Raw genomic sequence first — 19125 nt, 5'->3', positions numbered from 1 at the left:
CCTAACCGAGGCGATAGCGGATTTCCGAGCGCAGGAAAGGCAGCAAATCCATTTCAAACCACGGATTCTGCTTCAGCCAGCCACTGTTGCGCCAGGATGGATGCGGCAGCGGCAGCACTTTTGCGCCGACGGAACTCTCCCAGATGGCGCGCCAGGCCTTCACCGTCTCCGTCAGCGAGGGCCGGCGCGCGGCGCCCATGTGCCAGGACTGCGCGTAGAGGCCGATTGTCAGCACCAGATCGATCCGCGGCATCAAGGCCATCAAGGGCGCACGCCAGGCCGGCGCACACTCGCGCCTTGGCGGCAGGTCGCCACCCTTGGCATCCTGGCCGGGAAAGCAGAAGCCCATCGGCACGATGGCGAATTTCTCGATGTCGTAGAATTCGGCGCTGGTGACGCCGAGCCAACTGCGCAGGCGGTCGCCCGAGGCATCGGTGAACGGCATGCCCGACAGGTGCACCTTGGTCCCCGGTGCCTGGCCGGCAATAAGAATGCGGGCGCTGGAGGAGGGCCGCAGCACCGGCCGCGGCTCATGCGGCAGCGGCTTGCCGAGGGGGCTTTCGACGCAGATACGGCAGGCCCTGACCGTTGCTGCGAGGTCGTCCAGTTCCACGCTCAAGCGGCGGCACTCGGCCGGCTGGAGATCGCCTGATGCCAACGCAAGACATTGGCGCACTCTTCCGGCACCTTGATGCGCGCCGGCTTCATGAAGTCGATCGCGATCAGGCCGGTGATATCGGCGATCGAATAGCTGTCGCCCGCGGCGAATTCCCGGTTCGCCAACTCGCCGTCGAGGATTTTCAGGAATTCGATTGCTTTGGGCTTGTTGGCCTCGCCCCATTCGGGGATCTGCGGAATTTCCCACTCCTTCATGGCCGGATGGATATGGCGAAAAGCCTGCGCAACGCAGCTGAGCAGGTTGAACTCCATTCGTCTCTGCCACATCTCGACCTGTGCCTTGCCAAGCGCGCCATGTCCGAACAGGGCGGGCTCCGGATACAACTCCTCGAAATAGCGACAGATGGCGACGGATTCGGTGATGATGGTGCCATCGTCGAGCTCCAGCACCGGCAGGCGCTGCAAAGGGTTACGCGAGCTCACCGTTTGGCCCTTGTGCTCCAGCGCGCCCATGTCGATGGACACCAGCGGAACCGTGATCCCCTTTTCGGCGAGGAAGACGCGTACCCGTCGCGGATTGGGCGCCCGGCCACCGTCGAAGAGCTTCATTTCGATCCTCCTTTCCTTACAAACCGATACGCCTCACCAGCGAAAAATCTCCCGCACGGCGTCGCCGATCGACGCCAGCGTGCCGTGCTTTCGCTCCACCACCTCGCCGTGATGGCTGTCGCGCCAGTCCTGCGGCTGATCGAACGTACCGGCCCAGATACCAACCTTTGCCGCGCGGGCGGTCGCTTCCTCGCTTTCGAAGTCGCCAAAGGCAACCGCCCAACCCGCCTCGACCTGAGTGCGGTTGAGGTCGGTGCCGCCAGCCCTGCAGTCGCCAAGCAGCCGGCCATAGCGATCCCGCTGCCAGCCGCTGCAGGTGACTGGCCTGCCGGCGATCAGGCGCACCAGCGACTGGCGCGCCAGCGTACCGCAGGCATAATCGGCGCCGTTTTTGCGGCAGGTCTGGGTGTATTCCGGGGCGTCGATGCCGCGCAAGCGGACGCGCTCGGTGCCGAGCGTGATCGAATCGCCGTCATTGATGATGGCGGCGCCTTGAGTCTGGCGCGTCTCCACCCGATCGAGGCGCGCCGCCAACAGGATCAGCAGGCCCAGAATGATGATGGCCAGCCCATAGTCCAGCAGCTTGCGCCACAGGCTTCTCGGGCGCGGCGTCGCGTACCGTTGGCGCGACCTTGGCGACCAGGAACGGCTCATATGGCAAACGGTTGGTTAATCATTCGAACGTAGCTTAACACCTTGGAACCGCTGCACGCATAATTGAAGTTTTTGATGCCCTTGCAACGCTCGAACACAGCGGACAAGTTCATTGTGGACCGCAGGAAACGGCATCGCAACAGCGATGTCGCGCGTGCGGTGCGCAAGACGCGCGACCGTCTTTCGCAGCAGGCAGGCAATCCCGATTTCGACCGCGAATTGTTGAAACTCCACGCCGGCGCCATGACAAGCGGCGCCGTGGTGATCCCGCTGCTCGTCCTGGCGATCGCCGCGGCCGGCCGGCTTGCCGGCGTCGGCAACGAGATCGGGCTCTGGGCGTTGTTCACGCTCACCTGCTATACGATCGTCGCCTTCATGGCACGGCGCATCGAGCGCACGGAAGCTGCCGAGCTTAACCCCTTGCAAACGCGACGGGAATTTCTGGTCGGTCATTTCCTCTGCGGCTTAGGCTGGGCCTGGTTCGTCTTGCTCGGCTGCGGCGCCTGCCAGGTCGACCAGTTCCAGGTGGTTAAGGCGGTGGTGCTGCTTTTTGCCATGGCCGGGACGGCTCTCACGGCCTCATCGCTGAGCGGCGCTCTGCTGGCGACTTTCGCCGTGCCGGTGGCGCTCTATGCTTATCTCGGCACCAAACTGTGGATGCCGGTCGAGGCGATCATGGCCGGGCTGCTTGTTCTGTCGCTGCCTTTCTTCGCCTATGTCGCCCGTCAGCTCAACCGCTCCTCGCTGATGCTGTTGTCGTTCCGCTCCGAAAAGGATGCGTTGATCGCCGAGCTGGAGACAGCGAAATCCATGTCGGACGAGGCGCGGCGGCGGGCCGAGGACGCCAATCTGGCCAAGTCGCGTTTCCTGGCCTCGATGAGCCATGAATTGCGCACGCCGCTCAACGCCATTCTCGGCTTTTCCGAGGTGATGGCGAACGAGGTGCTGGGGCCGATGAGCAATCCCACCTATCGCGACTACGCCCACGACGTGCATGATTCCGGCCAGCACCTGCTCGACCTGATCAACGAGATCCTCGACCTGTCGCGCATCGAGGCCGGCCGCTACCAGCTCAACGAAGAGCCGGTTATGTTGCTCAACATCGTCGAGGATTGCTGCCATATGATGGAGTTGAAGGCGCGCAACAAGGATATCCGTGTCATCCAGGATTTCGAACAGACATTGCCGCGGCTGTTCGCCGACGAGCGCGCCGTGCGCCAGATCACGCTCAACCTTCTGTCCAACGCCATCAAATTCACCGCCACCGGCGGCGAAATCCGCGTCCGTGTCGGCTGGACGGCGGGCGGAGGCCAATACATCTCCGTCAAGGACAATGGTCCGGGGATTCCCGAGGACGAGATTCCGGTCGTGCTCTCGGCCTTCGGCCAGGGTTCGATCGCCATCAAGAGCGCCGAACAAGGTACCGGGCTTGGCCTGCCGATCGTGCAAGGCCTGCTTGCCATGCATGGCGGCGAGTTCGAACTGCATTCCAAATTGCGTGAGGGCACCGAAGCGATTGCCATCTTCCCGCTGAGCCGGGTGATGGAAGAACTGCCTGCCCTGCCGACCGCGGCGGTGGCGGCGCGACGGCGGTAGGCGACCAGCATCCACTCAGCCTCAAAAGGGAACGCGCCGCAATGACCGCGGATTGGGATGCCAGCGGCGTCGAAATCAAATCGGAGCGGCTTCGCCTTAAGCTGTTTACGGTCGATGATGCCGATGCGGTCTTTGCCGCCATCACACCCGCAATCACCCGTTTCATGCAGTGGGAACCACCTCGATCATCAACGGCTTTCGCCGATGTATGGCGTTCCTGGCTGGCGCCGATCCTTGACGGATCGGATCTGCATTTTGTTGTGCGCTCGCTGGTGAACGATCGCTGTCTGGGGCTTGTCGGCCTGCATGCGGCGAAGACGACCTGTCCCGAGATCGGAATTTGGATAAGAGAGGACGCCCATGGAAACGGCATAGGCCGGGAGGCCGTCGCCGCCGTGGCGGGATGGGCCTCCGAGGAACTCGATCCGGATTGCTTCGAATATCCTGTCGCCGAAGAGAATATGGCGAGCCGAAGAATCGCGGAAGGCCTTGGCGGCTCGATCGTCGAGACCCGCTTCAATCCGAAATACACCTCGGTCATCTATCGTATTCCCAATCTCAGGCGTTGACGCGCCGAGGACGGGAAGGCTCTATGCCCGCACGGCCGCGGCCATGCCAGAACTGGTCAGCGCCGCCGCCTTGACTAGGCCCGCGCCAAGTGCAGCCCCTGTCCCTTCGCCATGGCTTATGCCGAGGTCAAGCAGCGGACGGAAGCCAAGGAGTTCGGCGGCCCTGGCGTGCGCGGGCTCCGGCGACAGGCTGGCGAGAAGACAATGGTCCAGTGCAGAGGGGTTTGCGACATAAAGCACCGCCGCGGCGGCTGTTGCGGCAAGACCATCGAGCAGTACGGGTATCTTCTGCATCCGCGCGGCAAGGAGGGCGCCGGCGATCGCAGCGAACTCGCGGCCGCCGACGCGGCGCAGCACTTCCAGCGGATCGTCGAGATGGCCGTGGTGAAAGGCTAGCGCCGCATCGACCACATCCGCCTTGCGCGCCTGCATCGCCGCGTCGGCGCCGGATCCCGGGCCAACCCAGTCGGCACCCCTGCCCCCGAACAGGGCGGTAAACAGGGCGGCGGCGACGGTGGAATTGCCAACGCCGAGATCGCCGAGGCAAAGCAGGTCGGTGCCGCCCGCGATCGCTTCCATGCCGAAGGCCATGGTCGCCGCGCATCCGCGCTCGTCAAGCGCGGCATCCTCTGCGATGTCGCCGGTCGGGATATGCAGGGCAAGATCGAACACCTTCAATCCTAGATCATGGGCAATGCAGATCTGGTTGATCGCCGCACCGCCTGCCGCGCAAAGCTCGACAGCGTTGGCGGTTGCCACCACCGGGCGCGGCGAAATGCCATGACGGGTCACGCCGTGATTGCCGGCAAAGACCGCCATCAACGGCCGTGTCACCGCGGGCGGAGCCCGGCCGCTCCAGGCGGCAAGCCACGCCGCGATGTCCTCGATGCGGCCGAGCGAATGCGCTGGCTTGTCGGCCTTGGCAAACAGCGTGCGCACGCGCGCTTCGGCTTTGAGGTCGGCTCCCGGCAGATTGTCGAGCAGGTTGCGAAAATCGTCGAAAGGCAGTGCGCTGGTCATGTCGTGAGCAATCATTCCTGGATTTGGTGAGCGGCATAGCCGCGTTGCGTGATCGGCACAACCTCTCCCAAACATCCGCCTTGATTGCCGCAAAGATGGCTTGGGAAGGCGCTATCGCGAGGTCTTGCATTGGCTTTGCCGTTGCACCATGTGGAGATGGAAACTCGGGATTCCGAATGGAATCCTCAAGAGAAAGTCATGACGGCCATCGAATCCCCCTGCATCCTGGTCTGCTCGATCGACATGAAAACCGGCTTCTGCTTCGGTTGTGGCCGCACGCGCGAGGAAATCGGCGCCTGGATGGGGATGACGCCCGAAACGCGCCGCAATGTGATGGCCGAACTGCCGGCCCGGCTGGAAACGGTCGAGCGCCGGCCGCGCCGCGAAACGCGCCGCACTCGCATGGCGCGCGAACGCGACGCACTTTAGGGCAGTTCACCGTTTCACGGAAACGGCGAACCGCTCTAACTCTTTGTTTTAAGGCAATTTCTGTGGGAAAGACCGCTTCACACTTTTCCTGGAATTGCTCTAGCGAGGCACGGATGAGCAGCCGACTGTTCTGGATTCTGATGGCGGTGATCGGCGTGGGGGCGGCCCTGCTTGTGCTCAACGATTCCTCCGGCAGCACGCTTGGCGTCGAGAATTACGATTTTGGCCGGCTGATCTGGCTTGGCGCCTTCGGCGCCCTGATCGCCACCGGCCTGCTGCGATCGGGTCGCCCGTTGGGCGACATGGCCCGCAACCTCGGCACCTGGACGGCAATCGTGCTGGCGCTGATCGCCGGCTACCAGTATCGCTACGAACTGCAGGACATCGCCAGCCGGGTGACCGCGGGCCTCGTTCCCGGCAGCCCGCTGGCGCTTGGTGTCGAAGACGGCCACGCCACCGTGACCCTCGACAAGGCCGACAACGGCCATTTCGAAGCGCGCATCCTGGTCAACGGAAACCCGGTCCGTGCCGTTGTCGACACCGGCGCGACCAGCACGGTGCTGACGTCGGAAGATGCGCAGGCCGCCGGCTTCAACCCCGCCGCGCTCAACTACACGATCCCGGTTTCGACAGCCAACGGCATGGCGCGCGCCGCGGCGGTCAAGACCGACACGGTGGCGATCGGCGGCATCATACGCAAGGACATGACGGTGATGGTCGCGGCGCCCGGCATGCTGAGCCAGAGCCTGCTCGGCATGAATTTCATCGGCTCGCTGTCAGGCTTCGACGTGCGTGGCGACCGCATGATCCTGCGGGATTGAGCTTAGGCCGCCTCGGCGGCTCCTCCACCGAATCCGACGGCTGCGAAAGCCGTCTTCAGCACGTCAGGCCCGGCGCCGGGTCGGTTTGCGTTGGTCGACAGGATCTGGCGGTAGCGGCGCGCACCGGGCAGCCCATGGAACAGCCCGACCATATGGCGGGTGACATGGCCGAGCCGCCCGCCCCGTTCGATGTGGCGCGCCGCGTAATCCGCCATGACATCGATCAGCGCGGCGAAATCGAACGCCTCGGGCATCGCGTCGTAGAAGGCAGCGTCGACGCCCGCCAGAATAGCTGGTGTGTGGTAGGCGGCACGGCCGAGCATGGCGCCGTCGACATGATCGAGGTGCGCCCGCGCCTCTTCAAGCGACTGAATTCCACCGTTGATCCCAATGAATTCGTTCGGCTTTTTGGCCTTCAGACGATAAACCCTGTCATAGTCGAGTGGCGGGATGTCGCGGTTTTCCTTGGGACTCAGCCCTTCCAGCCAAGCCTTGCGCGCATGCACCCACAGCGCGTCGGCGCCGGCCGCGAAAACCCCATTCGCCAGCGCATCCAGCGCCGGCTCCGGATCCTGTTCGTCGACGCCGATGCGGCACTTGACGGTGACGGGGATTGTCACGGTCGCCTTCATTGCGGCGACGCAGTCGGCGACGAGGCCGGGCGCCTTCATCAGGCAGGCGCCGAACGTGCCCGACTGAACGCGGTCGGACGGACAGCCGACATTGAGGTTGATCTCGTCATAGCCGAACGCTTCGCCGATGCGCGCTGCCTCGGCAAGCTTCGCCGGATCCGAGCCGCCGAGCTGCAGCGCGACCGGATGTTCCGCCGTATCGAAACCGAGCAGCCTATCGCGCGCGCCCTGGATGACCGCATCGGCCACCACCATTTCGGTGTAAAGCAGCGCACGGCTCGTCAACTGGCGATGGAAGAACCGGCAATGCCGGTCCGTCCAGTCCATCATCGGGGCCACGGCCACTCTATGATCTTGATTTTTCAGCATTTTTTCTTTAACATCAAATCGTTAGAACCTGCCAAGTGCACACGAATTTACGCCAGAATACGACCCTTTTCGCCACGTTTCGATCTCTCAGTGCACACGGAGCGCACACGAAAAAATGGCCACCTACACAAAACTCTCGTCCGGCTCATGGCGTGTCCAAGTCCGTCGCAAGGGTCGCTACGCCAGTGAGACCTTCCTGCGCCGAGACGACGCACGACGCTGGGCAACTGAAACCGAGCGCCAAGTCGATCGCGGTGAGACGCCGACCAAGTCTCGTATTGCGCGCCTAAAAACCTTCGGCGAACTCATCGACCTTCATATCGACGACATGTGCGATGTAGGCAAGTCCCCTCGCCGCTCCAAGGCCGCGGCCCTCGATATGCTCAAAAGACATCTCGGGAAGTGCAACATAGCGGCCCTCGACCGCGATCGGCTCATTCGCTTTGGTCGAGATCGAGCCGCCCAAGGTGCCGGACCAATGACTCTCGGCATCGACATCGGCTTTGTAAAACTCATTCTGGCTCATGCCGCTGCGGTGCACGGCCTGCCCGTCAAGGTTGAACCGGTTGATCTCGCGCGTATCGCCCTAAAGAGGCTTGGTCTCGTTGGGAAAGGCCATCAGCGCGACAGGCGACCGACGCAGGATGAACTCGACAGGCTCATCGCTCACTTCGACGCAAACCCTCGTCAGATGGCACCAGTCGGCCAAATCATTCGTTTCGCCGTCGCAACCGCGATGCGCCAGGAGGAAATCTGCAAGGCACGTTGGTCCGATTTGGAAACTCGCACGCGAATGCTTCTCATCCGTGACCGGAAAGACCCGCGGAACAAGAGCGGCAACAATCAGCGTATACCGCTGTTCGCGGCGACCGGTTACGACGCGTGGACCATTGTTGAGGAGCAGCGCGCCAAACGAAGCAACGACGATGATCGCATTTTCCCATTCAATCATAGGTCAGTCGGCACCGCCTTCCGTCGAGGGTGCGCTGAGCTTGGCATCCAAGACCTTCATTTTCACGACTTGCGGCACGAAGGAACGAGCCGCCTTTTTGAAGCTGGGTTTACAATCGAGCAGGTAGCGCTGGTCACGGGGCACAAGGATTGGAAGATGTTGCGGCGCTATACGCACCTCAAGCCGGAAATGCTCCATACTATCCAAGCGGCAAAGGCTGCGTAGTTGACGCGATTGCTGGTATCAGTCCGCAATCTCGGGCGGCGTTGAACGTCTCCGATGGATGGCCGCGGCTACAATCGCGCAGCGACGAAGCAGGGCCTCGATCACTTCCGCCGGTAAAACGACCTACGGTTTTGTAAACCGAAGGTCGGCGGTTCGATTCCGTCCGGGGGCACCAGTTTCCACCCGACAATCCCCAGAAATCAAGGAACTCAAGGGTTTCAACGTCCTCCGAGGTACACCAAAAGGTACACCGAGGGGTACACCGAGGATGAAAATGGCACTGGAACATGTCCAGCCGCGCGGCAATCGGAAGGTCTATCGACGGAAGGTGCCTAAGGCACTTCAAGGCATTCTGGGCAAGACAGAGATGGTCCTTCGCCTAGGCAAAACCGACGCCGAGGTGCGCAAGCAGTATGACGCAACCCACGCCGAGGCAGAGCAAATCTTCGCCAAAGCATGGGACGAGTTGCATGGGGTGAAGGCCCCGGCGGCGAAGCTCACAGCGCGCGAACTGTTCGACCAAGCGACTTCGGGACCTCGGCTTCAACCCATACCGCGCTGGCAGCGGCGAGCCCGATGATCCTGCTGAACTGGCCGAATGGATTGCTCGCGATGTCGTCGCTGAGGAGAACGTCAAAGGTTATCCGAGGGACGAACAGACCGACCACCCCGTTGGCGTCTCTGCTGAGGACCGGGCACTGCTCACGCTACTGACCTCCTCAAATACGCCTGTGGGTCCCTCACCTACCCTAGAGGACGCCAAGCGAGTCTATCTGAAGGACCGCTTCACCAAGACCAATCCTTCCGAGAAATCGAAGAAGCGGGACGAGCAACAAGCCGACCGCGTGGTCGGACACGTCATAGGGGCTCTGGCTATGATCCCGTGCTGGCGGACATGAAGCGCGCCGATGCCAGAGCCGTTGCCGACGCCATGTTGAAGGAAATCCCGACTGCCGCGACTGTGGACCGATACCTCAATGTCGTGCGCGCCATCGTTGCGCATGGCATTCGCGAGTTCGACCTAGCCGGCACAAAGAACCAATTTGAGAAGCTTGATGTTGCCGACAGCAGTAGGGAGCCCGACAAACGGAAGAGGCTCCCCTTCACCCCCGAGCAATTGGTGGCGACTCGGGAGCGCGTGCTTGACCGCGCCGCCATAGACCTCCAACAGATTTGGCGGCTGCTTGAGGGCACGGGCTGCCGTCTATCCGAGATTACCGGACTTCGGGTCAGCGACGTGATGCTGGAGGCGCAATATCCGCATATCGACGTTGAGTGGCATGACGAGCGCAGGGTCAAGACTGAGGTGTCTCGCCGGAAAGTGCCCTTGATCGGTGACGCGCTCCAGGCAGCGCGGGAAGCTGTCGAAGCAGCGGGTAACCGCAAGATGCTGTTCGCCCGTTACGGTCATGAAGGCGGCGGCGACAAAGCCTCGGCGGCGCTTGGAAAGCACGTCAGAGCTGCCGTCACGGACAGGAAGGTCACCCCCATTCATTGCGGCACCGCATGGAAGATTTGCTGGTGATCGCTTGGGTCCCCGAGAAACTCAAGCGGTCGATCATGGGTCACTCAGGGGGCGGCGCTGGGGACAACTACGGGGGCGAAGAGGCGCGGCTCAAGGTGGCAACTGAGGCGATGGAGAAGGCCTTCGCTGCAGTTGGCTGAATAGTCGCTTCCCCTCGCGGACGTTGTACTGCGCTAGCGCATAACTTTGCTGGTCTCAGCGATGATTTTGGGGTTCTGCCCAATCGCAATCGTGTAGCTGAAGCGCGCCACACCTTTTGCCTGCTTGTGCCTTGGCAGGCTGCGGACGACCCAGTCGTAAGTGCCCGACACCATGCATTGGTCATTGGCACAGGTGACTATGACGCTCTCGTCGTGAAGATTGTATCCCCGTTCCGGCCATCGTTGGAAATAGCTTCTCTTGTCGGCGATGATCGAGCTTAGGTCCGTTGGCTTTCCGTAATAATCGACGATGCCAGCATACGAATTTTGAACCTGAGCGATCGCCAAATCTGCGTTGTCGCCATGGTGCTCGATGAGGCCTTTGATAAATGCTACCGCCGCGCTCTCTAGCTGCCGCTCGTCTGCGCTGGCTTCAGCCGGAGTCGGACTGGGCGTTGGTGACACACGCGACGTGTCAATGGACGGCGGCGTGGTGGAAATGTTGGTTACGCGCAGTTCACCCATCTCACTGGCGGATAGATATCGCATATCAGACCTGTCGTAGCTCAGTGCTACGGCCATCAACTTGGGGTCCACCCCCATCTCGGCCATGTAGGACATGATTTCAGCAGTTACGGCTTGAACGTTCGCCACAGCCTCGTCGGTAGACATCCCGCTCTCTGGGGCGAAGGATGAGCGGTGAACACCAATAGAGCCCGGATCGGCAACACGGCGAACGCCACCCATGAAAGCCAAGGAGCAAGCCGACGCGCACTGCAACTGGCGGACTTGAAGCGTATCAAGGCCGGCTGCCCGGATCATACGTCCAAGCTGCATTGCACTTCCGATACTGCCCCCCGGCGAGTCGAATACAACCACCCTAGCCCCACTGCTTGTGACAGCGCGGCTAAACTCATCCAGGCGTTCGTTGACGCCAAATTCACCGGAGACGATGAGAAACGGAAGCTCGCCCGGCGACGATACCGGCTTGTATTCCAAAGCCTTAGCTGAACTTGCTGCGGCGACAATAACTGACGCGACAGCGAGAAACTTCACAACCGAACGCATAACCCAACATCCAAACCCACCAACCTCAACTAAGAGCCACTTAAAGAACTATTTCAAGGGGCAACTGGACCGGGGCAACTGGCGATGAGAGAACTGGTTGAAACTCAGTGTCTGTTGGGAACAGTAAAACGATGTGCAACCTCTACAACCTCACCACGTCACAAGAGGCCATTCGCCAGTGGACCGGCGCCCTGCGGGACATCTTGGGCAACCTTGAGCCGTCCATTGACGTCTATCCGAACAGGCCCGGCCCAGTGGTCCGCAATGCCTTGGACGGGGAGCGTGAAGTTGCCAACTTGCTTTGGGGGATGCCGACCCCTTCCGAACGGGTGAAGGGTAAAGCAGACTATGGCACGACCAACATACGCAAGCCCCAGTACTCCCACTGGCAGCAATATCTCGGCGTGGAGCACCGCTGTGTGGTGCCCGTGACCAGCTTCGCGGAACCAAGCCCAAAGGAGAACGATAAGGACGCCGAGACTGGCATTCAGAGGAACTTCTGGTTCGCCTTGGACGAGGAGCGCCCGCTGTTCTTCTTCGCGGGTCTCTGGACGCCTTGGCAGGGGGTACGAAAGGTCAAAGACGGCCCAGGCGATCACGAGGTCTACGGCTTCATGACGACTGACCCTAATGCCCTGATCAAGCCAATTCACGAGAAGGCCATGCCGGTCATCCTTACAACACAAGAGGAGATCGAGATTTGGCTAAGTGCCCCTTGGTCGGAAGCGAAGGGGTTGCAGCGCACAACACCTGATGACGCGCTTGTAATCGTCGAGAAGCCCGCGACGCAAATCAAGTTCCCGCTTGGCACAACTCCCGGTGATCAACTGCGTTTGCTGTAAGGCCGGCTATCCGCAGCAAAAGGTCTAATTATCCCAATGCTGCGATAACAATCTGAGCAGCGTCGACATGTGCCTGCACTTCCGCATCAATTTCCGCATAAAGGTCAACCTCGCTTCCCTCGGCAGTGATGGAGACCGCGAGTGAGTATCGGGCCTTGTCATTGCCTCGCTTTTGACCGAGGTGCGATTTCCACCATCCGCCAACCGGGGTGATTGCGATGTGATCGTGGCTGGCCAGATCGACCGCATAGCCGCGCCACAGATCGCAATGCAGAGAACCTGCCTGAACGGCTTTCGGCCCTAGCAGCCAACGACTTGGCTCGACAGGTGTCTTATCGACTTTGACTGGCTTCTCCTTGGCTTCATCGCCCGGCTCCTCCTCAGGGAGGCTGAGGCGCTTCCGAAACTCTTCGTGAGTCTCAAGCCGTTTCTTCAACTCGAACCGAAGCCCGTAGGACCGATAGGTCTCTGGCCGAGTTGCGGCTCGCCCCGACAGATTCGGCTCTACGAAGTAAGAAAGCGTGACTTTCATCACAACGATTGCGCTCTCAAGCGCTTGCAGTGCTTTACGCGGCCACGGCAGCTCATAGAAATGCATCTCGTTGAACACTGCGCCGCCGGCTTTCCCCAGCGTGAACGGCTGGATTTCCGCCTGAGCGAGCAGAGTGATGTCGTTCCGCGCTGAGGCGATAGCTCGTCCAAGGTTTGGCACGCCGAACCCCACATCTCGGAGAAGGAGTTGCACCGCTCCTTTGCTAAGGCCCTTCCAATGAGAACCAGTCCCGATGAGCTTTCGCCGAATCGGGGTTGGCCACTCAGCCGATTGGACAACCAAGGCGCGGTATGTTTCGGGCCACAATCCGGGCACGGCGGCCTTGAGTTGGCCCACGAAATTGCCGGCCATCGCGGTTGCGGCACTCGTAGCCCAGAAGGGCACCAAGGGTTCGTCGCCTACGTTAGAGCCCGTTGACAGTAGAGAAACTGCCGGATGCCAATCACAGTCTTCTGCCGCGTTGACCATCATGTTCCCAGCTTCGAAGAGAACCTCAGGTTTGATCGGCGTGAGGTCTCCCGCGAGGTTCTGAGAGCCGGTGCTAAACGGACTCTTGTCGTTCACCGCTGCAAGGGGCCTTAGGTTCGCCAACCATTCGCCTTTCGTGGTGAATCCCCCCACTGTCAGCGCATTCCAACTCTGTGCTGGGTCTTCGATGGTGTGGTGTTGCTCGACTTGCTGCAGGGTTCCGCCGATTACGTTTCCGCCCGCCACCATCAGAAGGCGCTTTGGACGGTCTTTGGCCGCAATTTCATCATTGGCTTCGCCTGGCATCGACCCAGCGCTGATTTGATCGAGCGCTCCGCTCCATGACGAAGGGGAGTCGGGAGGGAATTCATCAGTTGATGATGCGATGCAGAAGCTTCGCGCAACATTTGGGCGTTCGATTTCAGCTATGGCAATCGCGGATTGAGTTACGATTCCGTAGGCCGAGGGTCGATTGGCTGGAAAGCCCTTTGGCGGCAGAAATTTCACCGACTCGACATTGTGGTTCAAGACTACAGGTTGATTGTCGTTGAACCGCCAAACGAGGTCCCCGTAGAGCACCATTCCGGCCATGGGTGTTCCGTGTCCCCCATGTGGGTGATGGTCATCCGCGCCCCACTGGTCGTCGATGCTCCACGCTCCAGCAATGCCGGGCGCGATGAGCGGATGTGCAGCAGCGACCCCTGTGTCAATGACGCAAACGGCGGGAGCATCGTTTGAGGGGCCTTGAATGCGGCCGACAAGCTCCTTGACCCAATCATGTTGCCCAAAACCATCGCCACTTAATTCTAGGAATGGCTCGATACTCCCCTCGGCCTTGCGCACTTCCCAAACCGCACCGGGAATGCGCGCAAGAAACGCCACCACAGTAGCGGGCGAACCGTGAACGAACACGACCTCGGAGTCAGGGAACTTCAGCCTTTCGTTGTGAACCGCGAGGTCAGCATTTTGAGCAGCAGCGATTACATCTATGGTGCGAGGGCCGGGCTTCGCTGTTGACTGCTCCCTTACCCACAGTTCCCACCAGCTCGCCTCCTTCGCTTGGAAATCGACTTGGCCGCCAAAGAGCGTTCGCGCATCTGCAGCCCGTACAACTTCGATCGGCTCGAACTTCGGTACATCGGGGCGTTTCTTGTTGCCCAAATTCTCCGCGCCATAGTTCTCTATGCGACCGAGTAGAAAGTCGCGCGCGTCGTCAGGGATAAAAAGGACAGCCGTTTCAGTCCTGTCATCCTGTCGTGTCGAGCGAAGCACCACAATGTCTTGGGCTGGGTAGTCAAGCGCGGGCGTTTTGGAAGGCCCACTGAGATCGCTAGCGGGAACCATCGTATCGAGTTCAACTATCGTTCCTCGCTTCTGCCCCACGATGGATAAGCGGGTATCCTCACCGGGAGCGGGAATAGCACCAAGCGCGGCGGTAAGGTGCCCAATCAAGAATTGCGCGTGAGCGTGGTAATCGTCGCGGCGCGGTTCGCGGGTTTGAGGCCGGTTGGGAAACTCATACTGCGCGGGCAATCGGAAGGGATCAATGCGTAGATGCGGCAACTGGTGCGCTGAAAAATTCTCACCCTCTCCGGCCATTCAAATTGCTCCCCCCCAGGAACCGCTAGCGATGTGCGTTTAGTCGCCCCTTAAATGCAATACGGTCATCAAGTGCGGCACGAAGGGCTGACACTGAAAGAGTTGTGACCCCTCCCAAGATCGCGTCCTTAACAACGGTGTCAGCAGCACGAACCAATTCGCCTTGGCTTAGGCCCTCAGTTGCGCCCGCTACTTCTGTCCAACCTTTACCTGTCATCTTGAGGCGTCCAAGTCGGCGAGTCAGAATTGCTCGCGCCGCTTGTCTGTCGGGCACGTCATACTCAATGATCTCGTCGAACCGCCTCGCAAGCGCCTTGTCCAGGATTTCTGGGTGATTGGTTGCCGCCACAACAAGGCTGTCTGTCGCATTCGGCTCTTCCATGAAGGTTAGGACCGAATTGAGCACCCGTCGCACTTCGCCCACGTCATTGGTGTCTCCTCGGCTGGAGCCCATAGCGTCAAATTCATCGAGCAGATAAACCGCCCGGGTCTTCGCAACTTGGTCGAATAGGAGCCGAAGCTTGCCCGCCGTTTCGCCGAAGAAGCGGCTGAAGAGTGAGTCGAGCCGTACCATGAAGAGCGGGAGGCGCAGTTCGCCAGCAAGCGCGGAAGCCGTCATCGTTTTGCCAGTGCCGGGAGGGCCAACAAGCAAGAGATGGGTTGCGGGCACCTGTCCATGATTGCGCAATAGGGCGCGTTCCGACTGCTGCCTCACGACACGATCAAGCCGAGCTCGAACGCCGTCGGCCAATACCATGCTATCGAGACTAGCCTTCGGATAGGAGCTTTGGACAAGATCTTGGAGTTCCCCCCGAGGGCGCGCAAGGGGGATCACAGATTGCCCCTTAGGCGGGATAGTTCCCCGCTCACGCATTCGTTGGACCAGTCTCTTCAGCTTCTCCGCATCGGCCGTGTTACCGCCCCGTGCTTCTTGGGCAGCCACCTGAAGCGCAATAGACATGAATTGATCTTCATCGCCAGCCACGTGTGAGCTGAGAAGTGCAATGAATTGCTTTGTCGACATCAGCGCACCTCCGCAATCGATGTTCAAGGAAGAATGGCGGCACTCAGTGCATGTTCTGAGTCCCGACGCTATAGCAGAGTCCAAGTTTCCAAGCCATTTCACTTCGGATCAACGCGACCCTTCCAAGCTGACGAAGGCCCGTCATCAGCGGCTATCACTCTCCTCCCTCCAGATAATACGTCGCACCGTCCTGATTTCAGCAAGCCGAGTAACCCGAATGCCCTGACGCTCTCGTGCCGATGGGTTCTGCGTTTCGGCGTGCATGTACTCGTTCTTGCCGCATCGTCTGCAGCTCATTTTGCTCCCAACTAGCTCTGCCTCTACGTCCCCAAAGATTTCCCTCAAGTCACTCGGCAGGTACCAGCCCTTGACGTTGCACAACCCACAGCGGATCAGCACGAGCTGCCCGATCTCATGGGCATTGCTGAGCTTCCATTCGCCACCGCGCTTTCGTCTTCCACCGGTGTCAGGCATGGCCCAAAAATAGGAACCCATTCCTCTCTCAGTCAATCCACTCTTGACATTTATGTTCTCTTTTTGTTCACTAGGGATATCCAAGCGTTCGGGAGTAAACGCAATGGCCCACATCGTGACCCTCGACAGCCGCCGAGAGGCAGCTCTTCAAGCCGTCGCGGACAAGTTCGTAACCGTCCACAAGGGCGACGTAATGAAGGCACTCAAGGAAATGATTGTCCTCAACGGTCGCCTTCAGGATCGCCTCGACGGGCTCACGGCACCGCGCCGCGCGACACGTTAGGAGAAGCCGCAATGGGCATCATGCATTTGGACGATGAAGGCAAAGCCGAACTGCACTCGGAAGCGGTGAAGCTGATCGCTCGATACGAGAGCCCGCTTGAGACCGTGAAAGCGCTCATGGCCTACAACTGTGAGCTTGAGACCCAGATACTCGCCATCGCCCACCGGCATCCGGGGATCGTTTCCATCGGCTACGATGACACGCCGCCCGTTGTGGGATGACAGCCGTGAGCGACGAAGTCAGGCTTCCAAGCCCAGAACACGTCACAGCCCCCGGTATCCAGCATCATTGGTGCGAGCGCCCTGGCTGCGGCAGATGCCGGCTGGGGTTTCGCTAAGCCAAAGCAGGCACCGCATTGGTTCTGTTTTGAGCATCGTGGCGATGGTGAGAAATGCCTTTGAGGTAAGCGCAATGCCGGCTGAGCAACAGCAAGTCGATCCTCCCGCCATCGATTGGGAGCTTGCCGTTGATCAGGCCATAGCCGCCAAGGGTGGAGACACCCGAGAAGCAGTGAAGGCGCTCCTTGTCGCCAACGCCTCATTGGAACGCGAGGTGGCTCTATGGGCTCCAGCGGTGAGCTTTGGGTTTAGCCGGGGGTGGCATCGACGCCAGCGCGGTGGGACCGATTAACGAACCTCCAACGAAGGTCATCTCGCATGTCAGACAATATCCTTCCGCAGCCGAAGATGCCCAAGCTGATAGTCGTCACCGCCTTCGACCGCGATGAGACCGGCGACCTTCAGCCTGTCTTTGGACCAGCCGAGCAGCAGACCGAGGATCGGGCGATAAGGACCGCAAAGGGTCTGGCAGGGAAACATGCCGGCGTTATTGCGTGGTCGCGTGACGCAAACCCTTCGCTCGGGGAGTACGGAGAGCCGACAACGCTCTTTGTTGGCGGGGATGTCCCCGACATGGAGTGACGGCTGCTTGGCCTCAGCGTTCCGCTGCGCTTTACTTCAGCTCGCAGAACTCAGTTCGCAGACGGCGCCTAATTTCATATTCAGTCGCCTCACGTGATCTTGCGTCAGCTTCTTGTCCGTAAGCTCGGCTATCCAGTGGCTAGGGATTGCTTTCTGGACCGCAGCAACCGCTTCAGCGCGCGGTAGCGCTGCAGCCCAAAGCTGAACCGTAGGTTTGCCACCGACGAGAGCGTCCGTCATGTGCACGCGGACGACAACGATACCTGATGCGATTTTGTCTGCCATGCTATCAGTATGGCATTCGCAAACGATGCTTTGGAAGCATTATTTCGAATTGCTCGACTACCCGTCAGCCCCCTCATGAGCAGCACGGAAGACCCCCTCCTCGATAGCAGCGAGCCTAAAGCATCTCCTGACCTCCTGCGGTGTCGCTTGGTCAGCCAGGCAGGCCATGCAGACGCGCACCGCGAGGTTCCACTTAGGCCCGCGCTTGGTCCACTGAAGGAGGAGTTCGGCGGCAGCCTCGACGTTGCTGACGTTGTGGGTCATGCCGGCGCGTTCGCCGCTTACAGGGACGGGAGGGCTGAACCAATGGAGAGCCATTAGGCGATGCTAATGGATATCCCTGAAGCCCGATAGAAATTTCCAGAGGGTGCGTCACACTGGCCAGTCGATCAACTCAATCGTGATGTCAACCTGACCTTGCTCAGGCTTGCCTCTACCCTACATCGATGCTTGGATAAAAATGTGCGACGACGCGCCGACCACCGTCATGAGCTAGTGACCGACGCGCCGCCATCATGGGACTTAGATCGGGTGTGGACCCTCGATCAGGAGCCGGTTATGGACGCCGGCTCCGGTTTCCCATCTCATGAACTTAAATCACACAATCAGGCTGACAAGCGGAACAACAGTGACTATTTCGTGACCACGGCGGAACACCTCCAGCAGCGCATTGAGCGTACCCACCAGCATCCCCCCGGCTCCGCAAAAGAGGTCGTTGACCACCTTGGAGGGGCCGGAATGTTTGGTGGAAAAATCTGCGCGGGTGATCGGATAACAGGCTCGCGCGCCGACCCCCCTACCCCCCTCAGGTTCCACGATAAGCGGGCCGACCGATTTCCGGGACGTTGGCCGTTGTGATATCTTGATCGCGTGCGCTGGGGCCAAGTCGAAGGGTTATGGACACCACTAGCACAGGGCAACAGCCTCGACAGCCGAGATGTGCACAAACCTATGCCTTTGTGAACATTGCTCCTGATTATGTCGACTGATCGTCCACTAAATGATGTGCACCAACACTCTTGGAGGAACGTGAACAGTCATGATCATCGGCTATGCCCGCGGTAGCTCCTCCGGCTACGACCTCGACACCTAACTTGAGAAGCTGACGGCTGCCGGCGCTGAGGAGGTCTTCGGCGGGAAGCGGTCCGGCTTAGACGAAACGCGACCCGAGCTGGAGAAGGCGCTTGAGTTTGCCCATGAGGGTGACGTGTTCGTCGTGACGAAGGTGGATCGGCTGGCGAGATCGGCTGCGCGCCTCTACCAGATCGTCAAAGACGCCCGAAGAAGGGTGTGGGTTTTAAGGTGCTGGATGATGCCTCGTTGGACACGACCACGCGGACAGGCAAGCTGGTGCGGCGGACAGCAAATCGGGTCGTTCGTTCCAGATTGCTTCGTGAATTGCACACCGACACGAGGTCGATCGGATTTGATCTACTTCTAATACCGCGTT

The 19125-nt window shown here is 60.2% G+C and carries 21 protein-coding genes; 12 read left to right on the top strand and 9 right to left on the bottom strand.

Annotation, left to right across the window (positions count from 1 at the left end; all coding sequences use genetic code 11):
• Position 1: 1 nt before the first annotated feature.
• From QQK95_RS04280 to QQK95_RS04270, 3 genes are read right to left on the bottom strand one after another with little or no spacing between them, the layout of a single operon-like run.
• The gene (locus tag QQK95_RS04280; RefSeq protein ID WP_284269232.1) at positions 2–676 is read right to left on the bottom strand and encodes a uracil-DNA glycosylase family protein; all 675 of its coding nucleotides are present in this window, start codon (positions 674–676) and stop codon (positions 2–4) included.
• Entirely contained in the window at positions 616–1227 is a 612-nt protein-coding gene (locus QQK95_RS04275) for a glutathione S-transferase (protein WP_284269230.1), read from the bottom strand. The genes QQK95_RS04280 and QQK95_RS04275 overlap by 61 nt, the downstream gene beginning before the upstream one ends.
• A 33-nt stretch (positions 1228–1260) precedes the next feature.
• Positions 1261–1881, bottom strand: a complete 621-nt coding sequence (locus QQK95_RS04270) for a thermonuclease family protein (RefSeq protein ID WP_284269228.1) — start codon at positions 1879–1881, stop codon at positions 1261–1263.
• Positions 1882–1956: 75 nt separating this feature from the next.
• Between QQK95_RS04270 and QQK95_RS04265 the strand changes: the two genes are divergently transcribed.
• Both QQK95_RS04265 and QQK95_RS04260 read left to right on the top strand, forming a co-directional pair.
• Complete coding sequence (locus QQK95_RS04265; protein WP_284269226.1) at positions 1957–3477, top strand: sensor histidine kinase; 1521 nt, start codon at positions 1957–1959, stop codon at positions 3475–3477.
• Between the two features lie 41 nt (positions 3478–3518).
• On the top strand, positions 3519–4046 hold the full coding sequence (locus QQK95_RS04260; protein WP_284269224.1) for a GNAT family N-acetyltransferase: 528 nt from the start codon (positions 3519–3521) through the stop codon (positions 4044–4046).
• 21 nt (positions 4047–4067) lie between these two features.
• Here QQK95_RS04260 and QQK95_RS04255 read toward each other — a convergent pair whose 3' ends face one another.
• Positions 4068–5066 (bottom strand): nicotinate-nucleotide--dimethylbenzimidazole phosphoribosyltransferase, encoded by a 999-nt coding sequence (locus tag QQK95_RS04255; protein ID WP_284269223.1) that lies wholly within the window; start codon positions 5064–5066, stop codon positions 4068–4070.
• A 198-nt stretch (positions 5067–5264) separates the two neighbouring features.
• Between QQK95_RS04255 and QQK95_RS04250 the strand changes: the two genes are divergently transcribed.
• Positions 5265–5495: a DUF1289 domain-containing protein gene (locus QQK95_RS04250; RefSeq protein ID WP_010909481.1), complete on the top strand. Its 231-nt coding sequence runs from the start codon at positions 5265–5267 to the stop codon at positions 5493–5495.
• 113 nt (positions 5496–5608) lie between these two features.
• Positions 5609–6316, top strand: a complete 708-nt coding sequence (locus tag QQK95_RS04245) for a TIGR02281 family clan AA aspartic protease (RefSeq protein WP_284269217.1) — start codon at positions 5609–5611, stop codon at positions 6314–6316.
• Positions 6317–6318: 2 nt separating this feature from the next.
• Here QQK95_RS04245 and dusA read toward each other — a convergent pair whose 3' ends face one another.
• A complete protein-coding gene (dusA, locus tag QQK95_RS04240; protein ID WP_284269216.1) occupies positions 6319–7317 on the bottom strand; it encodes a tRNA dihydrouridine(20/20a) synthase DusA in 999 nt (332 codons plus the stop codon).
• Between the two features lie 115 nt (positions 7318–7432).
• Between dusA and QQK95_RS04235 the strand changes: the two genes are divergently transcribed.
• The 3 genes from QQK95_RS04235 to QQK95_RS04225 all read left to right on the top strand — a co-directional run bounded on the left by QQK95_RS04235 (position 7433) and on the right by QQK95_RS04225 (position 10019).
• Positions 7433–8494 carry a site-specific integrase gene (locus tag QQK95_RS04235; RefSeq protein ID WP_284269214.1) on the top strand — a complete coding sequence of 354 codons (1062 nt, stop codon included), beginning with the start codon at positions 7433–7435 and terminating at the stop codon, positions 8492–8494.
• Between the two features lie 274 nt (positions 8495–8768).
• Positions 8769–9074, top strand: coding sequence for a hypothetical protein (locus QQK95_RS04230; protein ID WP_284269212.1), 306 nt, complete (start codon positions 8769–8771; stop codon positions 9072–9074).
• Between the two features lie 303 nt (positions 9075–9377).
• Complete coding sequence (locus QQK95_RS04225; protein ID WP_284269210.1) at positions 9378–10019, top strand: tyrosine-type recombinase/integrase; 642 nt, start codon at positions 9378–9380, stop codon at positions 10017–10019.
• 173 nt (positions 10020–10192) lie between these two features.
• Here QQK95_RS04225 and QQK95_RS04220 read toward each other — a convergent pair whose 3' ends face one another.
• A complete protein-coding gene (locus tag QQK95_RS04220; protein WP_284269208.1) occupies positions 10193–11227 on the bottom strand; it encodes a COG3904 family protein in 1035 nt (344 codons plus the stop codon).
• 131 nt (positions 11228–11358) lie between these two features.
• Between QQK95_RS04220 and QQK95_RS04215 the strand changes: the two genes are divergently transcribed.
• On the top strand, positions 11359–12069 hold the full coding sequence (locus QQK95_RS04215; protein WP_284269206.1) for an SOS response-associated peptidase: 711 nt from the start codon (positions 11359–11361) through the stop codon (positions 12067–12069).
• A 28-nt stretch (positions 12070–12097) separates the two neighbouring features.
• On the opposite strand, the gene QQK95_RS04210 is transcribed toward QQK95_RS04215, so the two are convergent.
• Together QQK95_RS04210 and QQK95_RS04205 are read right to left on the bottom strand one after the other, a co-directional pair.
• Positions 12098–14689, bottom strand: coding sequence for a S8 family peptidase (locus tag QQK95_RS04210; RefSeq protein WP_284269204.1), 2592 nt, complete (start codon positions 14687–14689; stop codon positions 12098–12100).
• A 25-nt stretch (positions 14690–14714) separates the two neighbouring features.
• The gene (locus QQK95_RS04205; protein WP_284269202.1) at positions 14715–15713 is read right to left on the bottom strand and encodes an AAA family ATPase; all 999 of its coding nucleotides are present in this window, start codon (positions 15711–15713) and stop codon (positions 14715–14717) included.
• Between the two features lie 577 nt (positions 15714–16290).
• Here QQK95_RS04205 and QQK95_RS04200 point away from each other — a divergent pair.
• From QQK95_RS04200 to QQK95_RS04185, 3 genes are all read left to right on the top strand, one after another.
• The gene (locus QQK95_RS04200) at positions 16291–16470 is read left to right on the top strand and encodes a hypothetical protein (RefSeq protein ID WP_284269199.1); all 180 of its coding nucleotides are present in this window, start codon (positions 16291–16293) and stop codon (positions 16468–16470) included.
• Between the two features lie 11 nt (positions 16471–16481).
• Positions 16482–16691 carry a hypothetical protein gene (locus QQK95_RS04195; protein WP_284269197.1) on the top strand — a complete coding sequence of 70 codons (210 nt, stop codon included), beginning with the start codon at positions 16482–16484 and terminating at the stop codon, positions 16689–16691.
• 435 nt (positions 16692–17126) lie between these two features.
• On the top strand, positions 17127–17390 hold the full coding sequence (locus QQK95_RS04185; RefSeq protein ID WP_284269195.1) for a hypothetical protein: 264 nt from the start codon (positions 17127–17129) through the stop codon (positions 17388–17390).
• A 342-nt stretch (positions 17391–17732) separates the two neighbouring features.
• On the opposite strand, the gene QQK95_RS04180 is transcribed toward QQK95_RS04185, so the two are convergent.
• Complete coding sequence (locus tag QQK95_RS04180) at positions 17733–17993, bottom strand: DUF982 domain-containing protein (protein ID WP_284269193.1); 261 nt, start codon at positions 17991–17993, stop codon at positions 17733–17735.
• Positions 17994–18777: 784 nt separating this feature from the next.
• Between QQK95_RS04180 and QQK95_RS04175 the strand changes: the two genes are divergently transcribed.
• Positions 18778–19116 carry a recombinase family protein gene (locus QQK95_RS04175; RefSeq protein ID WP_284269424.1) on the top strand — a complete coding sequence of 113 codons (339 nt, stop codon included), beginning with the start codon at positions 18778–18780 and terminating at the stop codon, positions 19114–19116.
• Positions 19117–19125 lie beyond the last annotated feature (9 nt).

Source organism: Mesorhizobium huakuii, from assembly GCF_030160235.1.
Lineage (GTDB): Bacteria > Pseudomonadota > Alphaproteobacteria > Rhizobiales > Rhizobiaceae > Mesorhizobium > Mesorhizobium huakuii.
Note: the sequence above shows the minus strand (reverse complement) of the source record. Positions and strands in the feature narration are given on the sequence as shown.